The organism is Methylobacterium sp. 10 (genome assembly GCF_000519085.1).
GTDB lineage: Bacteria > Pseudomonadota > Alphaproteobacteria > Rhizobiales > Beijerinckiaceae > Methylobacterium.
In genome coordinates this window covers 4,329,541-4,355,482 of the sequence record NZ_KI912577.1, presented here as the reverse complement: position 1 = coordinate 4,355,482, position 25,942 = coordinate 4,329,541, and the positions used below count along the sequence as shown (strand labels likewise).

General features: G+C 67.2%; 24 protein-coding genes and 1 pseudogene. 13 read left to right on the top strand and 12 right to left on the bottom strand.

What is annotated here, in order from left to right:
- Positions 1 to 84: 84 nt before the first annotated feature.
- Both hfq and hflX read left to right on the top strand, forming a co-directional pair.
- The gene (hfq, locus tag K368_RS0120500; protein ID WP_003600267.1) at positions 85 to 339 is read left to right on the top strand and encodes an RNA chaperone Hfq; all 255 of its coding nucleotides are present in this window, start codon (positions 85 to 87) and stop codon (positions 337 to 339) included.
- 144 nt (positions 340 to 483) lie between these two features.
- Positions 484 to 1,893, top strand: a complete 1,410-nt coding sequence (hflX, locus tag K368_RS0120495) for a GTPase HflX (RefSeq protein WP_027173972.1) — start codon at positions 484 to 486, stop codon at positions 1,891 to 1,893.
- 221 nt (positions 1,894 to 2,114) lie between these two features.
- Here the strand turns inward: hflX and K368_RS0120490 are convergent, their stop codons facing one another.
- The 6 genes from K368_RS0120490 to K368_RS0120460 form a co-directional block, all read right to left on the bottom strand.
- Positions 2,115 to 2,687 (bottom strand): fasciclin domain-containing protein, encoded by a 573-nt coding sequence (locus tag K368_RS0120490; RefSeq protein WP_051439943.1) that lies wholly within the window; start codon positions 2,685 to 2,687, stop codon positions 2,115 to 2,117.
- A gap of 243 nt (positions 2,688 to 2,930) precedes the next feature.
- Positions 2,931 to 3,902 carry a transporter gene (locus tag K368_RS0120485; protein ID WP_027173970.1) on the bottom strand — a complete coding sequence of 324 codons (972 nt, stop codon included), beginning with the start codon at positions 3,900 to 3,902 and terminating at the stop codon, positions 2,931 to 2,933.
- Between the two features lie 496 nt (positions 3,903 to 4,398).
- Complete coding sequence (gene uvrA / locus K368_RS0120480; RefSeq protein ID WP_027173969.1) at positions 4,399 to 7,389, bottom strand: excinuclease ABC subunit UvrA; 2,991 nt, start codon at positions 7,387 to 7,389, stop codon at positions 4,399 to 4,401.
- Positions 7,390 to 7,675: 286 nt separating this feature from the next.
- Entirely contained in the window at positions 7,676 to 9,583 is a 1,908-nt protein-coding gene (locus tag K368_RS0120470) for a PAS domain S-box protein (RefSeq protein WP_036266551.1), read from the bottom strand.
- Between the two features lie 265 nt (positions 9,584 to 9,848).
- Positions 9,849 to 10,652 carry a Crp/Fnr family transcriptional regulator gene (locus K368_RS0120465; RefSeq protein ID WP_027173967.1) on the bottom strand — a complete coding sequence of 268 codons (804 nt, stop codon included), beginning with the start codon at positions 10,650 to 10,652 and terminating at the stop codon, positions 9,849 to 9,851.
- A gap of 177 nt (positions 10,653 to 10,829) precedes the next feature.
- Positions 10,830 to 11,078, bottom strand: a complete 249-nt coding sequence (locus K368_RS0120460) for a hypothetical protein (protein WP_027173966.1) — start codon at positions 11,076 to 11,078, stop codon at positions 10,830 to 10,832.
- Positions 11,079 to 11,316: 238 nt separating this feature from the next.
- Between K368_RS0120460 and K368_RS0120455 the strand changes: the two genes are divergently transcribed.
- Entirely contained in the window at positions 11,317 to 11,523 is a 207-nt protein-coding gene (locus K368_RS0120455) for a hypothetical protein (RefSeq protein WP_027173965.1), read from the top strand.
- 9 nt (positions 11,524 to 11,532) lie between these two features.
- Here the strand turns inward: K368_RS0120455 and K368_RS0120450 are convergent, their stop codons facing one another.
- Together K368_RS0120450 and K368_RS0120445 are read right to left on the bottom strand one after the other, a co-directional pair.
- Positions 11,533 to 12,600 carry a hypothetical protein gene (locus tag K368_RS0120450; RefSeq protein ID WP_027173964.1) on the bottom strand — a complete coding sequence of 356 codons (1,068 nt, stop codon included), beginning with the start codon at positions 12,598 to 12,600 and terminating at the stop codon, positions 11,533 to 11,535.
- A gap of 41 nt (positions 12,601 to 12,641) precedes the next feature.
- A complete protein-coding gene (locus K368_RS0120445) occupies positions 12,642 to 15,713 on the bottom strand; it encodes a transglycosylase domain-containing protein (protein WP_027173963.1) in 3,072 nt (1,023 codons plus the stop codon).
- A 303-nt stretch (positions 15,714 to 16,016) separates the two neighbouring features.
- On the opposite strand from K368_RS0120445, the gene K368_RS0120440 reads away from it, so the two are divergent.
- Positions 16,017 to 16,298, top strand: a complete 282-nt coding sequence (locus K368_RS0120440) for a type II toxin-antitoxin system RelE/ParE family toxin (RefSeq protein ID WP_027173962.1) — start codon at positions 16,017 to 16,019, stop codon at positions 16,296 to 16,298.
- A gap of 19 nt (positions 16,299 to 16,317) precedes the next feature.
- A complete protein-coding gene (locus K368_RS0120435) occupies positions 16,318 to 16,617 on the top strand; it encodes a HigA family addiction module antitoxin (protein ID WP_027173961.1) in 300 nt (99 codons plus the stop codon).
- 18 nt (positions 16,618 to 16,635) lie between these two features.
- Here K368_RS0120435 and K368_RS0120430 read toward each other — a convergent pair whose 3' ends face one another.
- Positions 16,636 to 18,270: an AarF/UbiB family protein gene (locus K368_RS0120430; protein ID WP_027173960.1), complete on the bottom strand. Its 1,635-nt coding sequence runs from the start codon at positions 18,268 to 18,270 to the stop codon at positions 16,636 to 16,638.
- 316 nt (positions 18,271 to 18,586) lie between these two features.
- Here K368_RS0120430 and K368_RS0120425 point away from each other — a divergent pair, with 316 nt between their 5' ends.
- Positions 18,587 to 19,231: an MBL fold metallo-hydrolase gene (locus K368_RS0120425; protein WP_027173959.1), complete on the top strand. Its 645-nt coding sequence runs from the start codon at positions 18,587 to 18,589 to the stop codon at positions 19,229 to 19,231.
- A 22-nt stretch (positions 19,232 to 19,253) separates the two neighbouring features.
- Here the strand turns inward: K368_RS0120425 and K368_RS25200 are convergent, their stop codons facing one another.
- Positions 19,254 to 19,631 carry an XRE family transcriptional regulator gene (locus tag K368_RS25200; protein ID WP_036266549.1) on the bottom strand — a complete coding sequence of 126 codons (378 nt, stop codon included), beginning with the start codon at positions 19,629 to 19,631 and terminating at the stop codon, positions 19,254 to 19,256.
- Positions 19,628 to 19,996 carry a type II toxin-antitoxin system RelE/ParE family toxin gene (locus K368_RS0120415; protein WP_027173958.1) on the bottom strand — a complete coding sequence of 123 codons (369 nt, stop codon included), beginning with the start codon at positions 19,994 to 19,996 and terminating at the stop codon, positions 19,628 to 19,630. The genes K368_RS25200 and K368_RS0120415 overlap by 4 nt, the downstream gene beginning before the upstream one ends.
- A gap of 259 nt (positions 19,997 to 20,255) precedes the next feature.
- Here K368_RS0120415 and gyrB point away from each other — a divergent pair, with 259 nt between their 5' ends.
- The 6 genes from gyrB to K368_RS25675 all read left to right on the top strand — a co-directional run bounded on the left by gyrB (position 20,256) and on the right by K368_RS25675 (position 25,443).
- Complete coding sequence (gene gyrB / locus K368_RS0120410; RefSeq protein ID WP_027173957.1) at positions 20,256 to 22,709, top strand: DNA topoisomerase (ATP-hydrolyzing) subunit B; 2,454 nt, start codon at positions 20,256 to 20,258, stop codon at positions 22,707 to 22,709.
- Between the two features lie 24 nt (positions 22,710 to 22,733).
- Positions 22,734 to 23,051 (top strand): hypothetical protein, encoded by a 318-nt coding sequence (locus tag K368_RS0120405; protein WP_027173956.1) that lies wholly within the window; start codon positions 22,734 to 22,736, stop codon positions 23,049 to 23,051.
- 303 nt (positions 23,052 to 23,354) lie between these two features.
- Positions 23,355 to 24,188, top strand: a complete 834-nt coding sequence (locus K368_RS0120395; RefSeq protein ID WP_027173955.1) for a 3-keto-5-aminohexanoate cleavage protein — start codon at positions 23,355 to 23,357, stop codon at positions 24,186 to 24,188.
- Positions 24,189 to 24,305: 117 nt separating this feature from the next.
- A complete protein-coding gene (locus K368_RS27495) occupies positions 24,306 to 24,764 on the top strand; it encodes an alpha/beta fold hydrolase (RefSeq protein ID WP_245259633.1) in 459 nt (152 codons plus the stop codon).
- A 126-nt stretch (positions 24,765 to 24,890) separates the two neighbouring features.
- Positions 24,891 to 25,103 (top strand): alpha/beta fold hydrolase, encoded by a 213-nt coding sequence (locus K368_RS27490; RefSeq protein ID WP_245259632.1) that lies wholly within the window; start codon positions 24,891 to 24,893, stop codon positions 25,101 to 25,103.
- Positions 25,104 to 25,149: 46 nt separating this feature from the next.
- Positions 25,150 to 25,443: a hypothetical protein gene (locus K368_RS25675; RefSeq protein ID WP_051439942.1), complete on the top strand. Its 294-nt coding sequence runs from the start codon at positions 25,150 to 25,152 to the stop codon at positions 25,441 to 25,443.
- Here the strand turns inward: K368_RS25675 and K368_RS27485 are convergent.
- Positions 25,378 to 25,553 (bottom strand): annotated as a pseudogene (locus K368_RS27485) (IS3 family transposase); the annotation flags it as partial. The gene K368_RS25675 and the pseudogene K368_RS27485 sit on opposite strands and share 66 nt — an antisense overlap.
- Positions 25,554 to 25,718: 165 nt before the next feature.
- Here K368_RS27485 and K368_RS0120375 point away from each other — a divergent pair.
- Positions 25,719 to 25,928 (top strand): hypothetical protein, encoded by a 210-nt coding sequence (locus K368_RS0120375; protein ID WP_027173954.1) that lies wholly within the window; start codon positions 25,719 to 25,721, stop codon positions 25,926 to 25,928.
- The last annotated feature ends 14 nt before the right edge of the window (positions 25,929 to 25,942 follow it).

Genomic DNA, 25,942 nt, shown 5'->3' with positions numbered 1-25,942 from the left:
TTCACCCGGTCTGCTTCGCATTCGAACCAACAAGAACCCGCCAGTCACGGCGGGCGGCAGGTTTCTAAGAAGGATTAATAAAAAATGGCGGGCGAACGCGCTCAGAACCTGCAGGACACGTTTCTCAATCATGTCCGCAAGAACAAGATCCCGCTCACGATCTTCCTCGTCAACGGCGTCAAGCTTCAGGGCGTCGTGACCTGGTTCGACAACTTCTGCGTCCTCCTGCGACGGGACGGGCATTCGCAGCTCGTCTACAAGCACGCCATCTCGACGATCATGCCCGGCCACCCGGTACAGTTGTTCGAGCCGGACGAGACGGCGCCCGAGAAGGCGTGAAACGACGTCGGCAGTCTTGCCTATGACGAGACGTTGCCGAACGTCTGACGCCGAACATCGAACGAGGACCCGAGACTGCCCTTGTTTGACGTCGGCAAAAGCCCATTCTCCTCATCTTCAGGGGACAGGGTCGAACCGAATTTCATGACGCAAATGACAACGCCGGGCGAAGCCCGGCTCCAGGCGATGGCCGCTCCCGAAGGTGAGATCGCGGCGGCGACCCATACGCTGGTGATCGGCCCCTATCTCACCCGGTCCGCCGCACCCCGGACGGGTGGCGGACCGGCCGACGTCACGCGCTCCAGCGAGGCGCGGATCGACGAGGCGGCGGGTCTGGCCGTGGCCATCGAGTTGGACGTCACCGAGGCGATCATCGCGCCGGTCTCGCGCATCCGGCCCTCCACCTATCTCGGCAAGGGCCGGGTCGAAGAACTCGCCGGCCGGATCAAGGCCGAGGAGATCGGCCTCGTCGTCATGGATTGCGCCCTCTCGCCCGTGCAGCAGCGCAACCTCGAAAAGGCCTTCGGCTGCAAGGTCATCGACCGTACCGGGCTCATCCTCGAAATCTTCGGCCGGCGCGCCTCCACCCGCGAGGGTACGCTGCAGGTGGAGCACGCCCATCTCGCCTACCAGCGAAGCCGCCTCGTGCGGTCCTGGACCCACCTCGAACGCCAGCGCGGCGGCTTCGGCTTCCTCGGCGGCCCCGGCGAGACGCAGATCGAGGCCGATCGCCGGATGATCCAGGAGCGGATGACGAAGATCGAGCGTGAGCTCGACAGCGTCACCCGGACGCGCGGCCTGCACCGGGAGAGCCGGGCGCGGGTGCCGTATCCGATCGTGGCCCTCGTCGGCTACACCAATGCCGGCAAGTCGACCCTGTTCAACGCCCTCACCAAGGCCGAGGTGATGGCCAAGGACATGCTGTTCGCCACCCTCGACCCGACCGCACGCGCGACGAAGCTTCCCCATGGCGAGACGGTGATCCTCTCGGACACGGTGGGCTTCATCTCGGAACTGCCCACGGCGCTCATCGCCGCCTTCCGCGCCACGCTTGAGGACGTGATCGAGGCCGATATCCTGCTCCATGTCCGCGACGTCAGCCACGTCGATTCGGAGGCGCAGGCGGAGGATGTCGGCGAGGTGCTGCGCGAACTCGGGATCGAGACCACGGCCGAGCGAATCATCGAAGTCTGGAACAAGGCCGACCTCCTCGACGATTCGGAGCGGACCCGCCTCCTCAACCTGAGCGCCCAGGGGCGCAACGACCGGGACAGCGACGTGCCGATCCTGGTCTCGGCTCTCACGGGTGAGGGCCTGGCGGCCCTGTCGGGCCGGATCGAGGCACGGATCGCCAAGCGACGCTCCACCTTCGCCGTTACCCTGGCGCCCGAGGACGGTGCGGCGCTCAACTGGCTCTACGAGAATGCCGAGGTCCTCGACCGCCGCGCCGAAGAGGCCGGCACGATCCATCTCGCCATCCGCGTGGCGCCGGAAAAGGAGCCGCGTTTCCTCAACCGCTTCGCCAGCGCACGCAAGCTCAGCCGCGCGGACTAGGCGAAGGAGCGGGCTGTTCGTGGAGGTGCGGACGGGAATGGTCCCTCCGCGACCGCGGGGGTCTTTTGAAAGCACTATAAAAAACCCCGGCTCTGGGGAGCCGGGGTGAGAGTTTCGGGTCCTGAAAAGCGTCTACCCGCGCGACCGCGCGACCGCGCGGTGGCGGGCGTCCGCCGAACGCGCTGATGCCGGCCATTGGTCGGGATCAGCGCCGCTTTGTATTACGGCTGCAGCACGCCGTTGATGACGTGGATCACGCCGTTCGACTGCATCACGTTGGCGATGGTCACCTTGGCGGTGTTGCCCTTGGTGTCGGTGAGATACACGGCCTTGCCCTTGGTCTGGACCACGAGCGGGGTGCCCTGCACGGTCTTGATCTGGCCTTCACCGCCGCCGTCCTTGGCGATCTTCATGAGATCCTTCGCGGTCAGGGTGCCGGGGACAACGTGATAGGTGAGGATCGCGGTGAGCGTCGCCTTGTTCTCGGGCTTCACCAGGGTCTCGACGGTGCCGGCCGGCAGCTTGGCGAAGGCCGCGTTGGTGGGCGCGAAGACGGTGAAGGGTCCGGGGCCGGCGAGGGTGTCGACGAGGCCGGCAGCCTTCACGGCGGCGACGAGGGTCGTGTGGTCCTTCGAGTTGACGGCGTTCTCGACGATGTTCTTCGACGCATACATCGGAGCGCCGCCGACCATCGGGTTCTTGGCAAGCGCAGCCATCGGGAAAGCGGCGCCCATGGTGAAGGCGAGGGCGACGGCGGCGAACGTGGAGGCCACGGGGCGACGGGCGTTGGTCATGGAGCGTTCCTCTTGAGCTATACCCCTTCGCGGGGGTCATTGCTCGTTACGGAGCCCGGAAGAGGAAAGTTTCGGCACAGTCGAAAAACGCGACATTTGGTCGAAGCGCTCGCTGCCGGGGCACTTCGTGAAGCAATGAGAAGACCTGTCGCCGAACAAGCAAAAGCCCACCCGACCTTCCGGTCGGATGGGCTTTCGAGACCCGGATTGCGACGAGACTGAACCTCGTCGCAGAGCCCGTGATCAGTACTTGCGGATGATCGGGGCCGGAGCAGCGGCGACCGGGGTCGGCGAGTACAGCGGAACGATCAGGCGGCCCGAGATCTCGGTGCTGTCGAAGCTGGTGGTCGCGACGGTGCGGGCGACGTAGACCTGCGCGGTGGCGAAGCCGAAATCGTAGCCGACGAGGCCACCCATCAGGAACCGGCCGCGATCGTTGAGGGCGGCGTTGATGATGCCGGCAGCCTTGGCGCCGGTGTCGAAGTTGACGGTGCCGTAGGCGATGGCGCCGATCTCGAACTTGCCGAACTTCTTGGTGGCGGTCAGGTCGAGGTTGAGGGAGTCGGAGAGTGAGTAAACCGTGGAGAAGCCAGGGCGGCTGGGGTCACGGCCACCGCCGAAGGAGGACGGCGAGTCGTAGATGTTGGCGGTCAGGTTGGCGGTCAGGTTGTAACCGTCGCCGGTGTAGCTGCCGGCGACACCGAAGCGGTAGGTGTTCGACGAGAGCTGGGGCAGCACGGCCGTGGAGGCGACGACACCATTGTTCTGCACGAGGACGCCGCGGTCGCCGTTGAGCTCGTTCAGGTAGACACCGCCGAGCAAGCTGACGCCGAAGTTGTTGCCGAGATCGAAGGCCCAGATACCGCCGACGAAGGTACCGACGTTGATCGAGAGATCACGCAGGCCGGTCGCGCCGCCACGGTTGCCGAAAGCGAACACGGTCGGGGGAGCCACGAGGAGCTCGATGCGGCCGCCGAGCGGAACCAGCGGGGTCGACCAGACCAGGACGGGGATGTTGATCCCGACGTCCAGAGCCGAGTTGTCACGCGACTGGTAAACGAAGGTGTTCAGGGCGTAGATGCCCTCCGGCAGCGGCGCGCCGGTGGCGAGGCCGACCTGCTCGCCGGGGATCGTGGTCGTCTGGGCGTAGGAAGCCGTGGCGCTCATGCCCATGGTCAGCGCGAGCGCGCCGGTGGCCAGCCAGTTCTTCGTCATTGTCTAGTCCTTCCCAAGGATTTCAGGCATTCGCCGCGCAGACCTACGAACCATCGTGCCGAGTGCCGCGTTCTCGCGGCTTGCTGACATCCAGTGCGTAGGGCCCCCCTTGCGGCCCGAATTCGTGTCTCAACGCTGAGAACTATTCTACAGGTCGGCTCGGATTGACAGTCCAATGCTTCGGATCGAGGCAGTTCCAAACCCACCGTTGCGGAAAAGCCGCAATTTCGATGCGGTGCAGTGCAAGGTTTCGTTAACTTTCTCAGCAGAATTCCGGCGGGCATGACGCCGCAATGAGCAACGCGTCGGCAAAATAACGCTTAGTGGCCAATCTGTTGCGGTCGATCCGTGCGACAGGACGATTGCGCAATCGACGACGGGAGTTTGCGCATCGCCGGAGGGCAGCGATCCCCGCCCGCCCGGAGCCTGTGCACCGCAGCAGGGCCCCCGTTCCCAAAAGCCGCCGAATCGAGCTTGGCCTTAGCGGGGCGGATGCCTATTCCGCCGCGTCCCGGCCCTTGGCGGCGACCTCGGCGAGGGGGCGGCGGGCCAGCACGTCGCGCAGGAACCGGCCGGTATGGCTCGCCTTCGACTTGGCGATCTGCTCCGGCGTCCCCTCGGCCACCACGATGCCGCCGCCGTCGCCGCCCTCGGGGCCCATGTCGATGACCCAGTCGGCGGTCTTGATGACCTCGAGGTTGTGCTCGATCACCACGACGGTGTTGCCCTGGTCCACGAGTTCGTGGAGTACATCCATGAGCTTGGCGACGTCGTGGAAGTGAAGGCCCGTGGTCGGCTCGTCGAGGATGTAGAGCGTGCGGCCGGTGGCGCGCTTGGAGAGCTCCTTGGACAGCTTCACCCGCTGCGCCTCGCCCCCCGACAGCGTCGTGGCCTGCTGCCCGACCTTGACGTAGCCGAGGCCGACCCGCGCCAGGGTCTCCATCTTCTCGCGGATGGTGGGCACCGCCTTGAACAGGTCGGCGGCCTCCTCGACGGTCATGTCGAGGACGTCGGCGATGGAATGGTTGCGGTACTTCACCTCCAGGGTCTCGCGGTCGTAGCGGCGGCCCTTGCACACGTCGCAGGTGACGTAGACGTCCGGCAGGAAGTGCATCTCGATCTTGATGACGCCGTCGCCCGAACAGGCCTCGCAGCGCCCGCCCTTGACGTTGAACGAGAAGCGCCCGGCCTGGTAGCCCCGCGCCTTGGCCTCGGGCAGACCGGCGAACCAGTCGCGGATCGGGGTGAAGGCGCCGGTATAGGTGGCCGGGTTCGAGCGCGGCGTGCGTCCGATCGGCGACTGGTCGATGTCGATGACTTTGTCGAGGTTCTCCAGCCCTTCCAGCCGCTCGAACGGAGCGGGATGCTCCATGGCGCCGTTGAGGGACTTGGCCACCGCCTTGTACAGCGTGTCGATGATGAGGGTGGACTTGCCGCCGCCCGATACGCCGGAGACGCAGGTGAAGGTGCCGAGGGGGATCTCGACACTCACGTCCTTGAGGTTGTTGCCCCGGGCGCCGACGAGGGTGAGCTTGCCCTTCCTCGACTTGCGCCGGGCGGAGGGCACCCGCACGCTCATCTCGCCGGTCAGGTATTTCGCCGTCAGGGAATCGGGGCTCTTCAGCACCTCCTCCGGCGTGCCCTGGGCGATGATCCGGCCGCCATGGATGCCCGCCCCCGGGCCGACATCGACCACGTAATCGGCCTGGAGGATGGCGTCCTCGTCGTGCTCGACCACGATCACCGAATTGCCGAGGTCGCGCAGGCGCTTCAGCGTGCCGAGCAGGCGCTCGTTGTCGCGCTGGTGCAGGCCGATGGACGGCTCGTCGAGGACGTAGAGCACCCCCGTGAGGCCGGAGCCGATCTGCGAGGCGAGGCGGATACGCTGGCTCTCGCCGCCCGAGAGGGAGCCCGAGCCGCGTGCGAGGGTGAGATAGTCGAGGCCGACATCCACGAGGAAGGTGAGCCGGTCGCGGATCTCCTTGAGGATGCGGAAAGCGATCTCGTTCTGCTTCGGCGTCAGCTTCCCGGAGAGCTCGGAGAACCAGCGGTGCGCCTCGCGCACGGAGAGGGCGGTGACGTCGCCGATGTCCTGCATGGCGACCTTCACCGCCAGGGCCTCGATCTTGAGGCGCTTGCCGCCACAGGAGGCGCAGGGCGTCTCGCTCATGAAGCGGGCGATGTCGTCGCGGGACGCGTCGCTCTCGGTCTCCTTGTAGCGCCGCTCCAGGTTCGGGATGACGCCCTCGAACGGCTTGTTCACCTCGTAGGCGCGCATGCCGTCATTGTAGGCAAACCGGATCGCCTCCCGACCTGATCCGTAGAGGATCACCTTGTGCGCGGTCTCGGGCAGGTCCGACCAGGGCACGCTGGTCTTGAAACCGTAATGCTTGGCCAACGCGTCGAGGGTCTGGCCGTAATAGGGCGAAGTCGATTTCGCCCAGGGGCCGACCGCGCCGCGCTTGAGACTGAGCTTGGCGTCGGAGATCACCAGTTCGGGGTCGATCCGCATCTCGTGGCCGATGCCGCCGCAGGTCGGGCAGGCGCCGAACGGGTTGTTGAACGAGAACAGGCGCGGCTCGATCTCGGCGATGGTGAAGCCGGAAACCGGGCAGGCGAAGCGCGACGAGAAGGTGATGGTCTCGCCCTCGGCCGGGTCGGCGAATTCGATCAGGGCGATGCCGTCGGCCAGCTCCAGGGCGGTCTCGAAGGAATCGGCCAGCCGCGCGGCGATGTCGGCACGGACCACGAGGCGGTCCACCACCACGTCGATGTCGTGCTTGAGCTTCTTGTCGAGCTTGGGCGCATCGTCGATCGGATAATACTCGCCGTCGATGCGCAGGCGCTGAAAGCCCTTCTTCTGGAACTCGGCGATCTCCTTGCGGTACTCGCCCTTGCGGCCCCGGACGACGGGGGCGAGGAGATAGAGCCGGCTCTTCTCCGGCAGGGCCAGCACCCGGTCGACCATCTGGCTCACCGTCTGGCTCTCGATCGGCAGGCCGGTGGCAGGCGAGTAGGGGATGCCGACCCGCGCCCAGAGCAGGCGCATGTAATCGTAGATCTCGGTCACCGTCCCCACGGTGGAGCGCGGGTTCTTCGACGTCGTCTTCTGCTCGATGGAGATGGCCGGGGAGAGCCCGTCGATCTGGTCGACATCGGGCTTCGACATCATCTCGAGGAACTGGCGGGCATAGGCCGAGAGCGATTCGACGTAGCGGCGCTGTCCTTCCGCATAGATCGTGTCGAAGGCGAGCGACGACTTGCCCGACCCCGACAGGCCGGTGAACACGACGAGCTTGTCGCGCGGAATCGTGAGATCGATGTTCTTCAGGTTGTGCTCGCGCGCGCCGCGCACGGCGATGACGCGACGGTCGGGGCTCCCCTCGAACAGCTTCTCGATCCGCGCCTCGACGCTCTCTTCCTGAGCCTGCGCGGCTCGGGTCTTCAGGCCCTGTGGTTTCTTGGCGGCGGCTTTTGCTTTGGCCATTGGGTCTCTTCGGCGGCAGGGCTTGCAGGAACGGGCAATCGGCGATGATGCTCGGGGGAGATGGTCTCCGAGACGTCATGCGGCGAGGTCGACGACGATGGTCCCGCCGCCGGTCGCCATGTCGGGCGCACGAGCCGGGCGGGCAAGACGCACGCCACGCATATCCGCCACCCAGCTAGAACAAAAAGCGTACAGCTACAATATCGACGCTGAAATCCGGCCCGGATCGAGCTCCGGCGAAGCTTTCGCGACGGCAAGCGCCACGCGAGCGGGACGCCTTGCGCCGCTAAAGGCTTCCCTGGAAACCGGAGAGAGGCGCCACGACCCGGCAGACCAGCCCGTCCGGTTCGTAGGCGAGGGAGACCTCGCCGCCGACAGCACCGGCGAGGCCGCGCTCGATGAGGCGCGAGCCGAAGCCCTTGCGGGTCGGGGGATGCACGAGCGGGCCGCCGCGCTCGGACCATGTGAGGTGAATCGTGTCGTCCTCGTCCGCAGCGACCACGCTCCACGCCACGGTGACGCGGCCGTCCGGTCGGGAGAGGGCGCCGTACTTGGCGGCATTGGTGGCGAGTTCGTGCATCATCAGGGCGAGAGACAGCGCCGCCTTCGAGCCGATGACGATGTCGGGGCCCGACAGGTGGAACCGGCCGGGCTGCTGGTCGTCATGCAGCGACAGGGCGCTCGTCAGCACCGCCGCGATCTCCGCGCTCTCCCGCTGTCCGGTCAGCAGGATGTCGTGGGCCTTGCCCAGGGCGATCAGGCGCGCGGCGAGCGCATGCTTGGCGGCTTCGATGTCGGTGACGTTGCGCAGGCTCTGCGAGGCGATCGCCTGAACCATCGCCAGGGTGTTCTTCATGCGATGGCTGAGTTCGCGGTTGAGGATGCGCTGCTGCTCGTCCGCCTCGATCCGGGTCAGCCCGCTCCAGGCCCGCTCCGCCACGTCGCGGACGAAATCGACCTCGTTCTGGGTCCAGGCGCGGGGCGACGCCTCCGTCGCATAGAGCACGCCGACGAGGCGGCCGCGCTGGAGCAGGGGCACGGAGATCACCGCCCGGACCCCTTGGGCGATGTAGAGGGCCGCGTCCGTGTCGAGTTCGGGCGCGGAGGCGAGATCGGCCACGGCGAGGACCTCTCCGCGCCGAAGGCTGGCGACGCTCGCGGGGTACTCGTCCAGTGGCAGGGTCTGGCTCGGAAAGATCTGTCCATCGGCGGACCATGAATGCGCGACGGTCACCAGGCCGGCCGGCAGGTCGACCATGCCGTAGCCGGCCCGTGTCGTGCCCAGGGTCCGGCCCAGGATCTCCGCCGTCATCGCCACGACATCCGCGTTCGAGCGCAGTTCGCGCAGGCGGTCGCCCAGGCTGAGGAGCGCGTCGCGGCGTGCATCCGCGCGTTTCTCCTCGGTGATGTCCTCGATCATCGCCATGGCGTGGACTTCATCGCCCAGGGTCTGCGAGACCAGGTTGACCCTCGCCCAGATGAGCCGCCCGTCCCGCCGGCGGTAGCGCTTCTCGAAACGGTCCTGCAGGGTCTCGCCGGTGGCCAGCCGCTGATGCAGGGCGTCGCGCTCGCCCGCATCCTCGGCGGGCGTCCATTGGGCGAGGGAACATCCGACGATCTCGGATTCCGGCGCGCCCCAGATCTCGCAGAGCTTGGCGTTGACCCTGAGCGCGAGGACGCTGCGGGGATCGAACTGGACGATCCCGATATTCGCGCCCTCGAACACCGCGCGGAACTGTGCCTCCAGCTGGCTCCGCACGGTGATGTCGAGCATCGCACCGACCATCCGCAGCGGCACGCCCGAAGCGTCGCGGACGAGATACCCGCGATCCAGCACGTCCGCGTAGCCACCGCCCCCCTTCAGGAAGCGGTATTGCTGGCTCCACAGGTCGGAGCGTCCTTCCAGGACGGCGTTCAGGCAGGCGGAGACCGCGCCCCGGTCGTCGGGATGGATGTTGCCGAGCCACCAGGCCGAACCCGGGCCGACATGGCCCGGCGGCCAGCCATAGGACGTCTCGAGCGCCTCGTTCCACACGATGGTGTCGTGCCTCAGATCCCAGTCCCAGACGACGTCGTTGGTCGCCTTGGCGACCAGCCGATAGCGCTCGTCGGTGGCGTTCCGGTCGCGGGAGGGCTCTTCGCCGCCGGCATCCGCGCCGACACCGTCCCGCCTGTCGCCGGCGCCGACGGCCATGGCCGGCACTGGCGATGAAGGATCGCCACGGCTCCCCCGGCGGGGTGACGGTGCTTTCGCAATGGTCATCGGATGCGGATCTGGATCGGACGGTCGTCTTCCCATCAGATGCCGTCAGACCTTGCAGTGAACAAGTCCCGCCGTCAGATTTCGCAAGTTGCCCCCACGCTTTCCGGCACGACAATGAGATTGGTGACTGGGCCCGGCAAGTTCCCGCCGGCGCAGATTTCTTCGCAGGCTCCCACGGCTCTCGACCGCCCCCGGTTCAGACGGATTCCGGCGCACGGACGGGATCGTCCTCGCGCGGCTGCGTCGGAGGATCGACGGAGAGCATCCGCCCGTCGGCATCGTAGACGGCCCCGAGCACGGTCTCGAAATGGCTCACCACGGCGCCATGGCACTCGCAGGCCGCCTCCTGGATCTTGGCCCGGTCGAGGATGGTGATGCGGCCGCGCCCGACCTCGATCAGTCCCTGGATCTGCAGGGTCCGCAGGATCCTGGTCAGGTAGGTGCGCTGGACACCCAGCATGTTGGCCAGGAGTTCGTGGGTCACGGGAAGCGTTTCCGTACCGATCCTGTCCTGCAGCGTCAGCAGCCAGCGCAGGCAGCGCTCCTCGATCGGGTGGAGAGCGTTGCAGGCCACGGATTGCAGCACCTGTCCCAGAAGGCAGTCCGCATACCGGGTGAAGAGGTTGCGCAGGGTGGTCGAGCGGAGCTTGGCGTCCTGCAGCTTGGCGGCATCGAGCCTCAGGACCGGGCCGCCGATCTGCACCAGGGCCGTACTGAAAGCCGGGAGACTGCCGTGGCTGACGACGCCGCCCACGGCGCCCTCTCGCCCGATGGTGGCGGTTTCCGCGCTCCGTCCGTCGCGCATGGAGACGATCAGGTTGATGACCGTCTGCTCGCAGGGAAACGAGATGTACGAGACTTTGGACCCGACGGTGAACAGGGTCTCGCCACGCCGAACGTCGGCACGCTCGACATGGGGCGCGAGCAGTCCCCGATCCTCCGGGGACAGAGCCTTCAGCAGGAGATTGCCTTCGAGGAAGGACTCAATCGACGAGAGCATGGGACACGCTGTGTTCACCTTCTGTCTCGCGCCATAGCGTATCACCGATGGAGCGTCTGTCCACAAGTGGACGAAGGCGAGAAGAAATATATCGTCCCGGCGGGATTCGGCGTGCGCCTTACGTCCCGTCAGGGCAAGGAGGCGCCCGGACGCGTCACGCTCCGAAGCGGGCTCCGTTCAGCCCTGGCCGGCCTCGTCGCCTTCGCCGATGCAGTCGAGCGCCCGTTCCACGGCGCTGACCGCCTCGCGCAGGTTGCGGACGGTGAGTTCCATCTCCCGGCGGGGACGGCCCATGGAGGCGGCGCGCTCGGTGACGCCCTGAAGCAGTTCCAGGGCAGCGAACAGATCGTCGGCGACGGCGACCACGTCGCTGATCTGTGGCGCCGGAACGGCGCGGGGGCGGGAGAAGGGGACCACGTTGCTCATGTCGGACAATGTGTCGCCCAAGGTGGGCCGAAGCACCAGATCCAGGGGCGGCGATTCCGCAGGATTGCGCCTCCGATGCCCGACTGTCGTCAAGCGTAGTGAGCGTTTTCGTGGCGCGGGAACATCACTCTGCCGGTAAGCCGTGACGTTTCGTTATCCTTGTGCTTGACGCGGCGACCTCCCCGGCACCACCACAGGGGCGATCGGTCCAGCAGGACCAGCACACCAGGAACTTCCGATGCGTCCCACCGCCCTCCTCGTCGCCGCCGGCCTGTTCTGTGCCCTCGGGGCCTGCAACAGCACCGACCGCAGCGGTCTCTCGGACAGCTTCAGCACCGAGAATTACCGCCGCTCCAACGACACCAACGGCACCCAGACCCGCCGCGACGTGAACCGCGCCTACACTGCCCCGTCGATGCCCTCCATCGTCAGCCGCGGCAACTGAGGCCACCCTTCAGTTCTTCGCCAGGGCGTCCGCGAAGGCGATCATGCGGTTGCGGGCGTAGGTGGGAAGGCCGGCACTGATCGACGTGCCGGTGTTGAAGGACGAATTGCCCATCAGCACCTGGGCCGGGAGCAGGTTCTTCAGCACCGGCACGCGGGCATATTCCTGCTTGCGGTCGAGGACATCGGCCTTGATCGCCAGCGCCATGTAGGTCGTCACCACCGTCTTGCCGGGGTCGTTCGGCATCGGCTGGAACACGGCGAGGAACTTGCCGAAGCGCAGGATCTGGTTGACCCAGAAGATGGTCTGTTCGAGGCCGCCGGCCACCGGCGTGTCGACCCGCGTGAGCGCCGCAAGCGAGGCCGCCTCGGCCGCCGGCAGGGTCCGCAGCTCGCTCTGGAACGAGACGAACTCGGCGACCTTCTTGGAGGCGCCGTCCTCCAGCTTGTTGGCGAGCTTGACCCCCAGCGGCAGCTTGCCCTCGAGATCGTAGCGGGATTCGATGCAGGCGGCCGCACCCTCGCACCAGGCCCGGTCCGGGCGCCGGGCGAAGGCGGCGGCCGGGTCCTTGGTCGGCGTCACCTCGGCGGGGCTCAGGGTCTTGTGCTTGATGACGGGGTCCATCTTGGAGACGAAGCCGAGAGTGGCGAAGGCCGAGAGGTCGATGGATTCGGCGGGCTTTCCCACCACGAACCGCCCCTGCGCCACATAGACCTTCAGGGTCTCGTGCCGCTGCTTCGTGACCCCGTTCAGCGTCACCGCGTAGTCGGGCTCGGCATAAGCGGGGAAGGGCGCCAAAGCCGCCTGCTCGGCCGGGCGCAGCTTTCGCCATTCGAGATAGGGCGTGAGGCCGCTTTCAGGGTTGGCGGGGTTGTCCCGATGGTCGGTGAACAGGATGGTGCCGGGCTTGAGGCCGGCCACGCCCGACGGCTCGATGGCGGCCACCTCCTTGATCCGGTCGGCGGGAACCTGGACCTTCATTCCCTCCTGCGCGGAGGCGGGAACGCTGAGCGCCAGCACGGGCAGGAAGCTGAGAATCTGGGCAAGCACACGTGTCGCCGGAAGCTGCGTCTTCACGTCGGGGCCTCTGTTTGCTGATGGGGGAGGGGATCCGCGCCTCAGTAGCGCGGGTCGTCGCCGAACAGGTAATCGGGATCGCGGCGGCGGGCGCGGGGCGCCTCCTCCTCGCCGAAGGGCGAGCGCTGAGTGCCGGGCCATGACGGGCTCCGCGACCCCTCGTAGCCATAGCCATCCCCTTGCGCCCGGCGGCTGCGTGCCTGCGGCTGCCGCTCGCCGAAGGGGTCGAGGAGGTCCGGCTCGGACCCGCGCCGGGTGGTGAGGTTGCCGTACAGGTCGCCCGTCGCATCGGCGCCGTCGTCGAGGCCGCCATTGTCGCCGTCCTCGGCATCCGGGCGCATGGCGGTCTGCACCTCGCGCGGCAGCAACTGATACTGCGTGTCGGCCACGCGGCCGTTGCTCAGCCGGAAATGTTCGAGGAAGCCGCCGCCCGCGACACGCTCGCCGCTGCGCGGGTCGATGGGCAGGTCGGCGAGCAGGCGTTTCGCCTCCGGCGAGGGTGGGGCGAGGGGGGTGCGCGCCACACCGTTGGCCCAGGCGGCCTGGAGGATGGTGCCGGCGATCGGCACGGCGAGATGCCCGCCGGTCTGGCCGCGCCCCAGGGTCCGGCGGGTGCCGTCGGCATTGTCGTAGCCGACCCAGACCACGATGGTGATCTCGTTGGTGAAGCCGGCGAACCACGCGTCGTTCTCGTTCTCCGAGGTCCCGGTCTTGCCGGCGATGGAACCCGAGAAGCGGGCGAGGGCCGCCGCGGTGCCGTGGTTGGTGACGCCCTGCAGCATGGTCTTCAACTGGTAGAAGGCGACCCTGTCGGCCGAGCCGATCCGCACCGGCTCCTTCGGCTCGCGCTTGTAGAGAACCGTTCCGTCGCGCTCCACCGCCTCCAGCGCGTAGGGCGCGGGGCGTGCGCCCTCATTGGCGATCGCACCGTAGAAGGCGGCGAGATCGACCATTCGGACCGGCTGCGAGCCGAGGACGAAGGGATAGTAGCGCTCGCATTCGGCGTAGAGCTGCGCCTCGAGGGCGAGGTCGCAGATGCGGGTGAGGCTCGCCGGCGCGGTGTCGGCGATGCCGCCCTGGAGCAGGCGTGCGGTGACGAGGTTCTTCGAGAATTCGAGGCCGCGCCGAAGGGTCGTCGCCCCCGAGCCGCCGCCATCGTAGTTCTTCGGGCTCCAGGACTGGCCGACGCCGCCGATGGGCGGCAGGGTCACGCTGGCGTCCATCACCAGGGTATTGGGTTGGAGGCCGGCATTGAGCGCGGCGAGATAGGTCAGTGGCTTCAGGGTCGAGCCGGGCTGGCGCACGGTCTGCGTCACCCGGTTGAGCTGGCTCAGCGGGTAGGAGAAGCCCCCGTCCATGGCGAGGATGCGCCCGGTGCGGTTCTCCAGCACCAATGCCGCGCCCTGGACCGAGGGGCGCACCCGCAGATCCGCGCGAAGAACCTTGGCCTTGGGGTCGCGCAGCTTCACCCGCACCACGTCGTAGGGCTGGAGCCGCCCCTTGGCGATGCCCGGATCGAGGCTGACGATCCTCCCATCGGCGAGCCCCGCCTTCACCGGACCGCGCCCGGATTCGAGCACCACGGCCAGCGGCCAATGCACGTCGTAGAGCACCGGCCGCGCGCTCTCCAGGGCACGCTGCCAAGTGGGTTTCTGCGGCACGGGCTTCGGCCCGGCGGTCGCCGCCGCGGGCTTGGGATTGACCGGCGCAGGCTTGGGATTGACCGGCGCAGGCTTGGGATTGACCGGCGCAGGCTTGGGTTTCGTCTCGCCGCCGACGACGAGGGGCATGGATTGGACCGATCCCTCTACGGCCGGCGCGGCCCCGCCGAGCTTCGCGACGCTGTCGGCGAGGTTGAATTCCGGCCCCTCGTAGCGCTGGCGCCCGGTGGCCCGCTCGTAATTCGCGAGCCCGTCCTGCAGGGCGGTTTCCACGGCGGTCTGGAGGCCGGCATTGATGGTCGAGCGCACCACGTGGGAGGCGGACGTGAGCGAGTCGATGCCCGCGAAAGTGCGCGCCTCGCGGGTGAGGTGATCGACGAAGTAGAACCCCGAATCCCGCCGCGTCGTCTCGATGGGCCTCAGCCCGAGGGGGGCGTTGGCGGCCTCGGTCAGCTGCGCCTCGGTGATGACGCCCTCGTCCTTCATCCGCGCCAGGACGTAGGCACGGCGCTCCTTGGCGCGGTCGGGGTACCTGTCCGGGTTGTAGAAGTTCGGCCCCTTCGGCATGCCGCCGAGAAGCGCCGCCTCGGGCACCGTGAGCTGGCCCACGGATTTGCCGAAATAGCTCCTCGCGGCCATCTCGATCCCGTAGGAACCGCGGCCGAGATAGATGCCGTTGAGGTAGAGTTCGAGGATCTGCGGTTTCCCCAGGATCCGCTCCAGGCGCGAGGCCACGATCATCTCGCGGATCTTGCGCTCGTAGGTGACGTCGTCGCCCACCGAGAGGTTCTTGACCACCTGCTGAGTGATAGTGGAGCCGCCGGCCGGACGACCGGGCGAGGCGAGATTGCCGATGAAGGCGCGGATGACGCCGCGCTCGTCGATGCCCTTGTGGGTCTCGAAGCGCTTGTCCTCGGCCGCCACGAACGCCTTTTGCACCATCACCGGCACGTCGGAGATCGGCACGCTGAGACGGCGCCCGTTGGCCTCGAACGCCTCGGCGTAGCGCTTGCCGGCCCCGTCGAGGATCAGGCTGGCGCCGGGCAGCTTGCGGTCCTTCAGGTCCTGGGCCGAGGGCAGGTCGGCCACGGCCTTGTTGTAGAAGGCGATGACCTCGGCCGCGTCGAAGGGCGAGTTCGCCGGGTTCTCGCCCTTGCAGAACTGGCGGTAGCTGGTGTTGAGCTCGCCGATATCGAGCCCGTGCAGGAGCTTGGGCGCGGAGGCACCGGCGATGGCCGAGGGGTCCTCCATCGCGGTGGAGATCAGCTCGTCGAGGTTGATGTCCTCGATGTCGAAGGCTTTCCGCATATGGGCGCAGCCGTCGCGCAGGATCTGCACCACCTGCCCCCTGTCGGCCACCGGATCGAACTGCGTCTTTACCGCATCCGGCCGCGTCGTCACCTGACTGAGCGTCAACGCCGTGGCGAACAGCTTGATCAGGATGATGTTCATCGCAGGGAGGGCACCGGAGATTCGATCACGTAGGGTCGGCTGGAGCGCTCTCCTCGCCCTCGTGGGCAGGGAAGGGCGCCATCCCGCGGTCGAAATGCGATGCACAACGCGGCTGATTTAAGGACGCCCTCGATATCCCGCGACGTCGGACTACCGATCGGAGGGAGATATCCAGCGTCGAGTCCCATCGAGCCGGTGGCGCTTTGCTCCTTCGTAAAAGCACAAGGTCGATGGGGATTTGATACCCATAACTTGTCCAATCGCATCGATGATGATACACGTAACGTATCACGTAGTGCGCGCATGATTCAGAGCTTTGCAGACAAACGCCTCGAAGCCTTGTTCTACGATGGAACGGGCTACAGGCCCTGGCGTGCTTTCGAGGCCGCGGCCAAACGCAAGCTCGATATTCTCGATGCCGCAACGACCCTGGACGATCTACGATCACCCCCCGGGAACCGGCTCGAACGTCTCAGGGGCGATCGTGCCGGGCAGTACAGCATCCGCATCAACGACCAGTGGCGCCTTTGCTTCCGGTGGACAGCACAAGGACCGGAGCAGGTCGACATCGTCGATTACCATTGAGACACGAAGGAGAGCGAACATGTCTCGCATTCGCACGCATCCGGGTGAAGTTCTGGCCGAAGAATACCTCGCCCCACTCGGGCTTTCCGCCCGGCAGGTCGCGGCCGAGATCGGTGTTCCCCCCAACCGCCTGTCCGAGATCATCCGCGAACGACGTGGCGTGAGTGCCGACACGGCGATCCGGCTCGGTGTCCGCTTCGGCACATCGCCCCAGTTCTGGCTCAACCTCCAGAACGCGCACGATCTGTCCAAGGCACGCGCGACGATGGACTACTCCGCCATCCGCTCCTGCGAACCCCAGACCGTTCCGGTGCCGTAGAGGGGAGCCGAGGCTCCCCTACTTGTTGCGCCCCAGCAGCACGAGCCAGCCGATTCCGATCACGCAGACCATCGCGCCCACCGTCACGAAGGCCGGGGTGCCGAGGTCCATGAAGCGGGGGGCGAGCTGCGTCGCGAAGGCGGCGACGATGAGCGCCACGGCGATGCGGGCGGCGGCGCGCTCGATGCCGCGGGTGAGCTTCTCGATCCCCTTCAGCTCGATCTCGACGGTGACGCGGCCCTGCTTCAGGCGCACCAGCATGAGATGGATCAGGGTCGGCAGTTCGGAGGCCGCGCCGAACAATCCGGCGCCCACCGCCTCGACCTTGCGCGTGATGCCCTTGATCGAGAATTGCGAGGCGAGCTTGCTCTTCACCGTGGGTCCGGCGGCGGTGAAGAGGTCGAATTTCGGGTCGAGGTGGCGCATCACCCCGTCCGCCGTCACCAGACCCTTGAACAGGATGGCGAGGTCGGTGGGCATGGCGAGGTCGTTCTCGCGGGCCATGGTCATGAAATCGGTGAGGAGGTCGCCGAAATTCAGCACCGACCCGGCATGGCGGTTGATGAAGGCCTGCGACGAGGATTCGAGCTTGGTGAGATCGGGGTTGCTCGATCCGGTCCAGTCCAGCAGCACGGCCATCAGCCCGTCGGAATCCTCCTTCAGCATCGCGCCGATGAGCATCAGGAGCTGCGTGCGGCGACGCTCGGACAGACGGCCGATGATGCCGAAATCGATGAAGCCGATGCGGTTGCCGGGCATCACCAGCATGTTGCCGGGATGCGGGTCGGCGTGGAACACGCCCTCGATCAGCGCCATGTTGAGGAAGGCGTCGGTGCCCTTCTGGGCGACCTTGACCTTGTCGATCCCGGCCGCGTCCAGGCGGGCATGGTCGTTGGGCGGGATGCCGTGGATGAATTCCTGGACGAGGACGCGCTCGGAGGTGAACTCCCAGTGGATCTTGGGGATGACGATGTCGTCCCGGTCGGCGAAGATCGCCGCGATGGTCTCGCAGTTGCGTGCCTCGTTGACGAGGTCGAGCTCGCCGTAGAGGCCGCTGGCCAGATGGCGCATCTGCTCGTGGGGCTGGTAGCGGCCGAATTCCGGCCACTCGTCCACCACGATGCGGGTGGCATGGGCGAGGAGGCGCAGATCCGCCTCGATGATCTTGCGCAGGCCCGGACGAAGGACCTTCACCACCACCTCTTCGCCCGACATCAGCCGCGCCCGGTAGACCTGGGCGATGGAGGCCGCGGCCAGGGGAACGACGTCGAACTCGGCGAAGATCTCCGAGGGCGGCGCGCCGAGATCGGCCTCCAGTTGCGGGCGGATCTTGTCCCAGGCGATGGGCCGGACCTGGCTGTGGAGTTTCTCCAGCTCCTCGGTCCATTCCGGCGTCAGTAGGTCCGGCCGGCTCGCGAGGATCTGGCCGAGCTTGATGAAGGTCGGCCCCAGAGCCTCGATCGCCCGGCGCACGCGCTGCGGCTGGGACAGGCGCGCCACGTCCACCTGAGGCCGGCGGCGCTTGGCGAACCGCGCCAGATGGCCGAGGCCGAGACGTTCCACCACCTTGGTGACGCCGTAGCCGATCAGGACGGCGGCGATCTCGCTCAGGCGCTGCCGGTCGCGTGCGGCGACGAAAGCGGTTTTCAGCATGTGCTCAAGGGACTGCCCCGGCTGGCGTGAGGGTGGCCGCGTCGTCGTCTCAGGCCGGCGGGCCTGTCCTGGACGGTGCCGGTGTCCAGATAGGCCACGTCTAGGAAGCCGGCGAGGCCGAATTTTGGCGGCGCAGCGGCAATCGTCGGCACGCCGCACCGACGACCGGTCCTGCGGCCTGAAACCTGCGACACTCCGATGGCCCAAGCTCCGAGGGCCCGAGCGAGGGGAAGCGTTGGCTTGCCGGCGCGAACCCGCTTAGACAGGCGGTTCCCGCGCGATCCTCGCGCGCCCAATCGACGGAGAGACGGTCCCGATGGCAGGCACGCCCCGCGCCGGAATCATCCCGGTGACGCCCTTCCAGCAGAACTGCACCCTGATCTGGTCCGACGAGACCAAGGTCGGCGCCGTGGTCGATCCCGGCGGCGACCTCGACCGGATCGAGGCCGCGATCCGCGACCAGGGTATCACCATCGAGAAGATCCTGCTCACCCACGGCCATATCGACCATGCCGGCGGCGCCGACGAGCTGCGCGAGCGCCTCGGCGTCCCCATCGAGGGCCCGCACGAGGCCGACCGCTACCTCCTCGACAGCCTGCCCGAGACGGGCGCGAATTACGGCATCGACGGGGCTCGCGCGGTGACGCCTGACCGCTGGCTCGCCGAGGGCGACGCGGTGAGCGTCGGCGATCTCGCCTTCGACATCCTGCATGCGCCCGGCCACTCGCCCGGCAGCGTCGTCTTCGTCAGCCGCGACGCGCGCTTCGCCCTGGTGGGGGACGTGGTGTTCAAGGGCTCGGTGGGCCGCACCGACCTGCCCGGGGGCAACCACGACCAGCTCATCCGCGCCATCAAGGAGAAGGTCCTGCCGCTGGGCGACGACATCGCCTTCATCCCCGGCCACGGCCCCACGAGCACGCTGGGCGAGGAGCGGATGACGAACCCGTTCCTGCAGGAGTGAAGCCGAAGACCGGCCGGTGATGTCATTCGGCGGTCTTGATTTTTCGGGCCGGGCTTTTGCGGACACGGGGAACGGCCGCACCGATGTCGTTCAGACGTACGGTGCGGCCTTCCGGAAACGTCACCAAGAGCTGGAGATCGCCGCCTATCGCCCGCACATAGGCACGCAAGGTCGAGAGCTTCATGTCCGCGCGCTTCTCGAGGCGCGAGACATAGACCTGACGGCCACCCAGCCGTTCGGCGACGGTTGCCTGGGTGATCTCCTCGGCGCGTCGCAGGTCTCTCAACGCGAACTCCTCGGCGATCAGTTCGGCGCCGCGCGCTCTGATCCGTGCCTGTCGCTCCGGCGTGAGCGTCGCGAGGATGTCGTCCGCCGAAACAGGGTGATGGTCATCGGTCACCGGGAGCTCCCATCCCTGCTCATGGCCTTGAGATGCCGGTCGAAACGAGCGTCGGCCCGCTTGATCAACGCGGTGTAGAAACGTTTCCCCGAAACACCGGACTTGTCACCGGCAACGAGGAGAATGCCTGTTCGAACAGGATCGAAGGCAAAGGCCACCCGCCAGACACCATCGTCCGCCTCGAAGCGAAGCTCTTTCATGTTGGCATGCTTCGAACCATTGAGCGTATCCGCCCCGGGCCGTCTCAATCCAGGGCCCGCGACCTTCAGAAGCTCGATCATGGCTAACAACTCGTCCTGAACCGCCTCCTGCAGCTCATCGAACTCGCGCCGGAATTCATGGTGAAGCTCGACCTGCCAGCCCATTCTTCATACCCTGCATGGTATGTTTTCGAAAGGGTCGGCACGACCCTCGATGCAGAGTGAGATTGCGGCGATGTCAAGCTTGGCGGCAAGCCTCCGAGTCGTCGGGAAGACACGGGGACCGCCTATGCTCATGCGGTGCATTTTCAAGACGCACCGCTTATATATGGCTCACTGAACGAATCGCAGGCGCGCCCGGGGCTCGAGCCGTGGCACGAAAATCAAGCAAAGACCCGCCTGCCTGGGGAACTTGATGTCCGACATGACCGACGACGACACCTCCCGCAACCTGGCGGCTACGGCCTATGGCGCGGAATCGATCCGTGTGCTCAAGGGCCTGGATGCCGTGCGCAAGCGGCCCGGCATGTATATCGGCGACACCGACGACGGGTCGGGCCTTCATCACATGGTCTACGAGGTGGTGGACAACGCCATCGACGAGGCGCTGGCAGGCCACGCCGACATCGTCACCTGTACCCTCAACGCCGACGGCTCGGTGACGGTGTCCGATAACGGCCGCGGCATCCCCACCGACATCCACAAGGAGGAGGGGGTCTCGGCGGCCGAGGTCATCATGACCCAGCTCCATGCCGGCGGTAAGTTCGACCAGAATTCCTACAAGGTCTCCGGCGGCCTGCACGGCGTCGGCGTGTCCGTCGTCAACGCCCTGTCGCAATGGCTGCGCCTGCGCATCTGGCGCGGCGGCAAGGAGCACGCCATGGAGTTCCGCCACGGTGACGCGGTCTCGCCGCTGGTGATCGTCGGCGACGGCAACGGCCGGCGCGGCACGGAGGTGTCGTTCCTGCCCTCCACCGACACGTTCACGATGATCGAGTTCGACTACGCCACGCTGGAGAAGCGCCTGCGCGAACTCGCCTTCCTCAATTCGGGCGTGCGCATCGTGCTCACCGATGCGCGCCATGCCGAGCACAAGCGCGAGGAGCTGTTCTACGAGGGCGGGATCGAGGCCTTCGTGCGCTACCTCGACCGCTCGCGCAAACCCATCGAGGGCATGACGAAGCCGGTCTTCGTGCGGGCCGAGCGCGACAACATCCGCGTCGAGGTGGCGCTGTGGTGGAACGACTCGTTCAACGAAACCGTGCTGCCCTTCACCAACAACATCCCGCAGCGCGACGGCGGTACCCACATGGCGGGCTTCCGCGCCGCCATGACCCGGCAGATCACCGGCTATGCCGAATCCACCGGCATCACCAAGCGCGAGAAGATCACCCTCACCGGCGAGGATTGCCGCGAGGGCCTCACCGCCGTGATCTCGGTGCAGGTGCCCGACCCGAAATTCTCGTCCCAGACCAAGGACAAGCTGGTCTCGTCGGAAGTCCGTCCGGCCGTGGAGAACGTCCTCAACGAGGGCCTCTCCAACTGGCTCGAGGAGAACCCGTCCCAGGCGAAATCCGTAATGGGCAAGGTCATCCTGGCGGCCTCCGCCCGCGAGGCGGCGCGCAAGGCCCGCGAGACCGTGACCCGCAAGGGCGTCCTCGACATCGCGTCCCTACCGGGCAAGCTCGCCGATTGCCAGGAGCGCGACCCGTCGAAATGCGAGATCCTGCTGGTGGAGGGCGATTCCGCCGGCGGCTCGGCCAAGCAGGGCCGCGACCGCCACTTCCAGGCGGTGCTTCCGCTGCGCGGAAAGATCCTCAATGTCGAGCGCGTCCGCGCCGACCGCATGCTGTCCTCGGCCGAGATCGGAACGCTGATCACGGCGCTCGGCGCCGGCATCGGCCGGTCCTCCACCGACCGCGAAGGCTTCAACCCGGACAAGCTGCGCTATCACCGCATCATCATCATGACCGACGCGGACGTGGACGGCTCCCACATCCGCACCCTGCTCCTGACCTTCTTCTTCCGGCAGATGCCGGAGCTGATCGAGCGCGGCTACGTCTATATCGCCCAGCCGCCCCTCTATAAGGCCGCCAAGGGCAAGACCGCGATCTACCTCAAGGACGAGCGGGCCCTGGAGGATTACCTCATCGATGCCGGCGTCGACGGGGCGGTGCTGCGCCTTGCCTCCGGCGCCGAGTTCGGCGGCCCGCAATTGAAGGTCCTGGTGGAGGAGGCGCGCCAGTTCCGCGGCCTGATGCAGGCGCTCCACACCCGCTACGACCGCGCCACGGTGGAACAGGCGATGATCGCCGGAGGCTTCCGCACCAACGTGGACGAGAACCACGCCGAGGCGACCCGGCTCGCCACCGAGATCGCCCGGCGCATGGACGTCATCGCCGACGATATCGAGCAGGGCTGGGAAGGCTCCGTCAGCGAAGGCAGCTACATCCTCAGCCGGACCCTGCGCGGGGTGCGTCAGGTGGTGACCCTCGACGCTTCGCTCATCGCCTCGCAGGAAGCTCGCCGCCTCGCCGACCGGGCCGAGGCCCTGCGCGAGATCTACGGCGAGCCGGTGACCTACGCCCGCAAGGGCGAGGAGACCGTGCTGCACGGGCCCGTCGGCCTGTTCGAGGCGGTGATGGCCTTCGGCCGCAAGGGCCTCCAGCTCCAGCGCTACAAGGGCCTGGGCGAAATGAACCCGCAGCAGCTCTGGGAAACGACCCTCGACAGCGAGGTCCGCTCGCTCCTCCAGGTTCGGATCAAGGACACCCAGGATGCCGACGACCTGTTCGTGAAGCTGATGGGCGACGTGGTGGAACCGCGCCGCGAGTTCATCCAGGAAAACGCCCTCAGCGTCGCCAATCTCGACGTCTGAACGAATGCGGCCGGGAGGGTCGACATGAGCAACATCATCCGTCCGACCTTCGGTCAGCCCCGCAAGCCGGCGCGCGCCGACGACGACCGGATCGAGGTGACGACCGAGCGCGTCTACGGCGAGGCCGGCGACCATCGCGTCTGCCTCGTGCGCGACGACGAGGCCCCGGAAGGGGACGTCTACAAGGTCGTGGTCGGCCGCCTCGCGGGGCAGGAGGTCAGCACAGTGGCGATCCTCCCGGCGACCCCCGAGGGGGAGATCGATGCCGAGATGGTCGCCCTGGCGATCCTGCGCACGCTGAGCTTGATCGAAGAGGACGACGAGGATCCCGACAGCGCCTGACGCCGAAGCGGGTTCGCATCGGCAAGTCGGCGACTCCCCTCACTCGGGTCGTTCGAGTGTCGCGGGTTTCAGGATGCACAACCTGCTCAGGGACGCGGCTTTCCTTCCCCGGCGACAGGCTGATCGAGATCGATCCAATGGCCGATGCCGGGCCGATGCCGGGCCGATGCCCCTGCCGTGACGGACCGGTCGCGCGCCGCGGCATCGAGACGACGCCACTGCGCCCTCGTATACCTTTTCGACATCGTGCTGTGCGCCAAGGCCGAAACCGTGTTCTTCGACCTGTAGCGGAAGGATGGAGCCATGAGCAGCAACCCCGTCGTCGTCGCCGTGGCGATCACCGGCTCGGTGCCGCGCAAGACGGACAACCCGGCCGTGCCGGTGACGATCGCCGAGCAGATCGAATCCACGCATCAGGCCTACGAGGCCGGCGCGACGCTCGCCCATATCCACGTCCGCAACGACGACGAGAGCCCGTCTTCCGACCCGGACAAATTCGCCGCCGTGCAGGAGGGCCTGCGCAGGCATTGCCCCGGGATGGTCGTGCAATTCTCCACCGGAGGACGCGGGCGCGACCCGGCCGCGCGCGGCCTGTCGCTGAAGCATCGGCCCGACATGGCGTCGCTGTCCACGGGCTCGGTGAACTTCCCCACCATCGTCTACGAGAACTCCGCCAGTCTCGTGAGCGCCCTCGCCAGCCAGATGAAGGCGTACGGCGTACGGCCGGAGATCGAGATTTTCGACCTCTCGCATCTGCACGGCGCCAAGCGCCTCGTGGAATCGGGCCTCATGGACGCGCGCCCCCATGTGCAGTTCGTCATGGGCGTCCAGAACGCCATGCCGGCGGACGAGCACCTGCTCGACATTCTGCTCGGCGAGATGCGGCGCATCCTGCCCAAGGCGACCTGGACGGCGGCCGGCATCGGCCGCAATCAGGCGGTGGTCATGGAATGGGCCCTGGCTCGCGGGGCCGACGCGGTGCGCACCGGCCTGGAGGACAACATCCGCATCACGAAGGACCGCCTGGCGGCCAGCAACGCCGAACTCGTCGGCCTCGCCGTGGACGCGGTGACCCGCCATGGCAGGCGGGTCGCCAACCCGGCCGAGGCTCGCTCCGCCCTCGGGCTGGGAACCTGACGGATGAGCGTCCCGGCCCTCGATTCGGACCAGCTCGGGCCGCTCTTCGCGACCTCGGCGATGCGCGCCAGCAGCGTGGAAGGCGACACATTTTCCCAAGATGGAGCCTGACCGCGCATGCCCCTGATCCGAGCCAACGGCGTCGACCTCAATGTCGACCTGTCCGGACCGGCGGGCGCGCCGGTCCTCGCCCTGTCGAACTCCCTGGGCACCACGCTCGCGATGTGGGACGGCATGGAGACGCGCCTGCGCGGCCTCTATCGGATCCTGCGCTACGACACGCGCGGCCACGGCGCTTCTCCGGCCCTTGATACCGAGACCCGTATCGAGGATCTGGCGGCCGACTTCATCGGCCTTCTCGACGCCCTCGATATCGAGAAGGCGCATCTCGCGGGGCTTTCCCTCGGCGGCATGACCGTCCAGGCCGTGGCGGCGCAGGCCCCCGAGCGGGTTCTCAGCCTCGGCCTGATGGCGACCGCCGCCCATCTCCCCAGCCGCGAGACCTGGGGCGAGCGGGCCGCGACGGTGCGGATGCAGGGGACGGCCGCGATCGTGGAGGCCACTCTCGGGCGGTGATTCACCGCCGGCTTCCGCGAGGCATCACCCGCTGTCCTCACGACGATCAGGGATGACTTCGTCGCCTGCGATCGAACCGGCTACGCACGTGCCTGCGAGGCCATCGGCGAGATGGATCTCAGGCCCATGCTGGGGCGCATCCGGGCGCCGACCCTGGTCATCGCCGGGCGCGACGACCCGTCCACCCCCCCGCCCATGGCCGAAGAGATCTGCGCCGGCATCCCTCAAGCGGAACTCGTCCTCCTGCCGCGGGCGGCTCACCTTCTCGCCGTCGAGCATCCGGGCATGGTGGCCGCCCATCTCGGCGCCTTCCTCGGCCGGTCAAGAAGCGAGGTCTAGGGCGACCCCCGCCTGCCGGACGCGCTCCCTGGTCACCCTGGCGCTGATGCGGGGGGAGGAGTTCAAGCTCCACATTTGCCCGGCACTCGACAACGGCGTCGATCTCCACGACTTGCAGGCGCGGCTCTTGCAGACGGCGATTCCTGCCGGCGCGCCGGCGACGAGTGGCGCCTTCCGGCGGGTGCGCGACATCCTGGGCGAGAATATCGGCACGGACGAGGCGGGCGCGCCGTTGAGCCTGGTCCGGTCGAGCAGTCTCGGTCTCCGGAACCATCATCTGTCGAACTCGGTCCGACGACAGGCCGCCGCACTCACGCCGCCACCGGTAGCCCGTCACTGAACTCACGCCGAGCGCGTGGATGGCATCTGCGACGCTCTCGCCCCGTGAGATCGGCACAACTGCCTGCGCAGCGTGGCAGCAACCTCCTCAGGCTTCGGGTGCTTTGCCATTATGATCGCGACACTCGGGGCCCGGCAGCCATACCAAAGGGCGGACCGCTTCAAGGAGGAGGAACCAGCCCTTGACCTCAGTCTGGAGTTATTCTAATTAATAACTATGCGGCGGCGAGGCTCGATATGCCTCCTCTGCCTGGACCGGACCATTGGGAGATACACATGGCACACAGCACCAGCGCGGCCTGCGAGAGCTGCCGTTTCTTCGACGATCACAAGATCAATGGCGGCCTCTCGGCCGGTGACGAAGGTCTCTGCCGCTACAACCCGCCGGTGAGCCAGCCCGAGCCGAAGTCGCCGGGCCTGTGGCCGGTGGTGGCGTCCAAGGATTGGTGCGGCCACTTCACCTCCGAGATGACGGCGGCCGAGTAAGGCCGCGTTCCTCG

Coding starts and splice junctions, on each gene's coding strand:
- hfq (WP_003600267.1), top strand. CDS start 85: ATGGCGGGCGAACGCGCTCAGAACCTGCAGGACACGTTTCTCAATCAT.
- hflX (WP_027173972.1), top strand. CDS start 484: ATGACGCAAATGACAACGCCGGGCGAAGCCCGGCTCCAGGCGATGGCC.
- K368_RS0120490 (WP_051439943.1), bottom strand. CDS start 2,687: ATGACCAACGCCCGTCGCCCCGTGGCCTCCACGTTCGCCGCCGTCGCC.
- K368_RS0120485 (WP_027173970.1), bottom strand. CDS start 3,902: ATGACGAAGAACTGGCTGGCCACCGGCGCGCTCGCGCTGACCATGGGC.
- uvrA (WP_027173969.1), bottom strand. CDS start 7,389: ATGGCCAAAGCAAAAGCCGCCGCCAAGAAACCACAGGGCCTGAAGACC.
- K368_RS0120470 (WP_036266551.1), bottom strand. CDS start 9,583: ATGGCCGTCGGCGCCGGCGACAGGCGGGACGGTGTCGGCGCGGATGCC.
- K368_RS0120465 (WP_027173967.1), bottom strand. CDS start 10,652: ATGCTCTCGTCGATTGAGTCCTTCCTCGAAGGCAATCTCCTGCTGAAG.
- K368_RS0120460 (WP_027173966.1), bottom strand. CDS start 11,078: ATGAGCAACGTGGTCCCCTTCTCCCGCCCCCGCGCCGTTCCGGCGCCA.
- K368_RS0120455 (WP_027173965.1), top strand. CDS start 11,317: ATGCGTCCCACCGCCCTCCTCGTCGCCGCCGGCCTGTTCTGTGCCCTC.
- K368_RS0120445 (WP_027173963.1), bottom strand. CDS start 15,713: ATGAACATCATCCTGATCAAGCTGTTCGCCACGGCGTTGACGCTCAGT.
- K368_RS0120440 (WP_027173962.1), top strand. CDS start 16,017: ATGATTCAGAGCTTTGCAGACAAACGCCTCGAAGCCTTGTTCTACGAT.
- K368_RS0120435 (WP_027173961.1), top strand. CDS start 16,318: ATGTCTCGCATTCGCACGCATCCGGGTGAAGTTCTGGCCGAAGAATAC.
- K368_RS0120430 (WP_027173960.1), bottom strand. CDS start 18,270: ATGCTGAAAACCGCTTTCGTCGCCGCACGCGACCGGCAGCGCCTGAGC.
- K368_RS0120425 (WP_027173959.1), top strand. CDS start 18,587: ATGGCAGGCACGCCCCGCGCCGGAATCATCCCGGTGACGCCCTTCCAG.
- K368_RS0120415 (WP_027173958.1), bottom strand. CDS start 19,996: ATGGGCTGGCAGGTCGAGCTTCACCATGAATTCCGGCGCGAGTTCGAT.
- gyrB (WP_027173957.1), top strand. CDS start 20,256: ATGACCGACGACGACACCTCCCGCAACCTGGCGGCTACGGCCTATGGC.
- K368_RS0120405 (WP_027173956.1), top strand. CDS start 22,734: ATGAGCAACATCATCCGTCCGACCTTCGGTCAGCCCCGCAAGCCGGCG.
- K368_RS0120395 (WP_027173955.1), top strand. CDS start 23,355: ATGAGCAGCAACCCCGTCGTCGTCGCCGTGGCGATCACCGGCTCGGTG.
- K368_RS27495 (WP_245259633.1), top strand. CDS start 24,306: ATGCCCCTGATCCGAGCCAACGGCGTCGACCTCAATGTCGACCTGTCC.
- K368_RS27490 (WP_245259632.1), top strand. CDS start 24,891: ATGCTGGGGCGCATCCGGGCGCCGACCCTGGTCATCGCCGGGCGCGAC.
- K368_RS25675 (WP_051439942.1), top strand. CDS start 25,150: ATGCGGGGGGAGGAGTTCAAGCTCCACATTTGCCCGGCACTCGACAAC.
- K368_RS0120375 (WP_027173954.1), top strand. CDS start 25,719: ATGGCACACAGCACCAGCGCGGCCTGCGAGAGCTGCCGTTTCTTCGAC.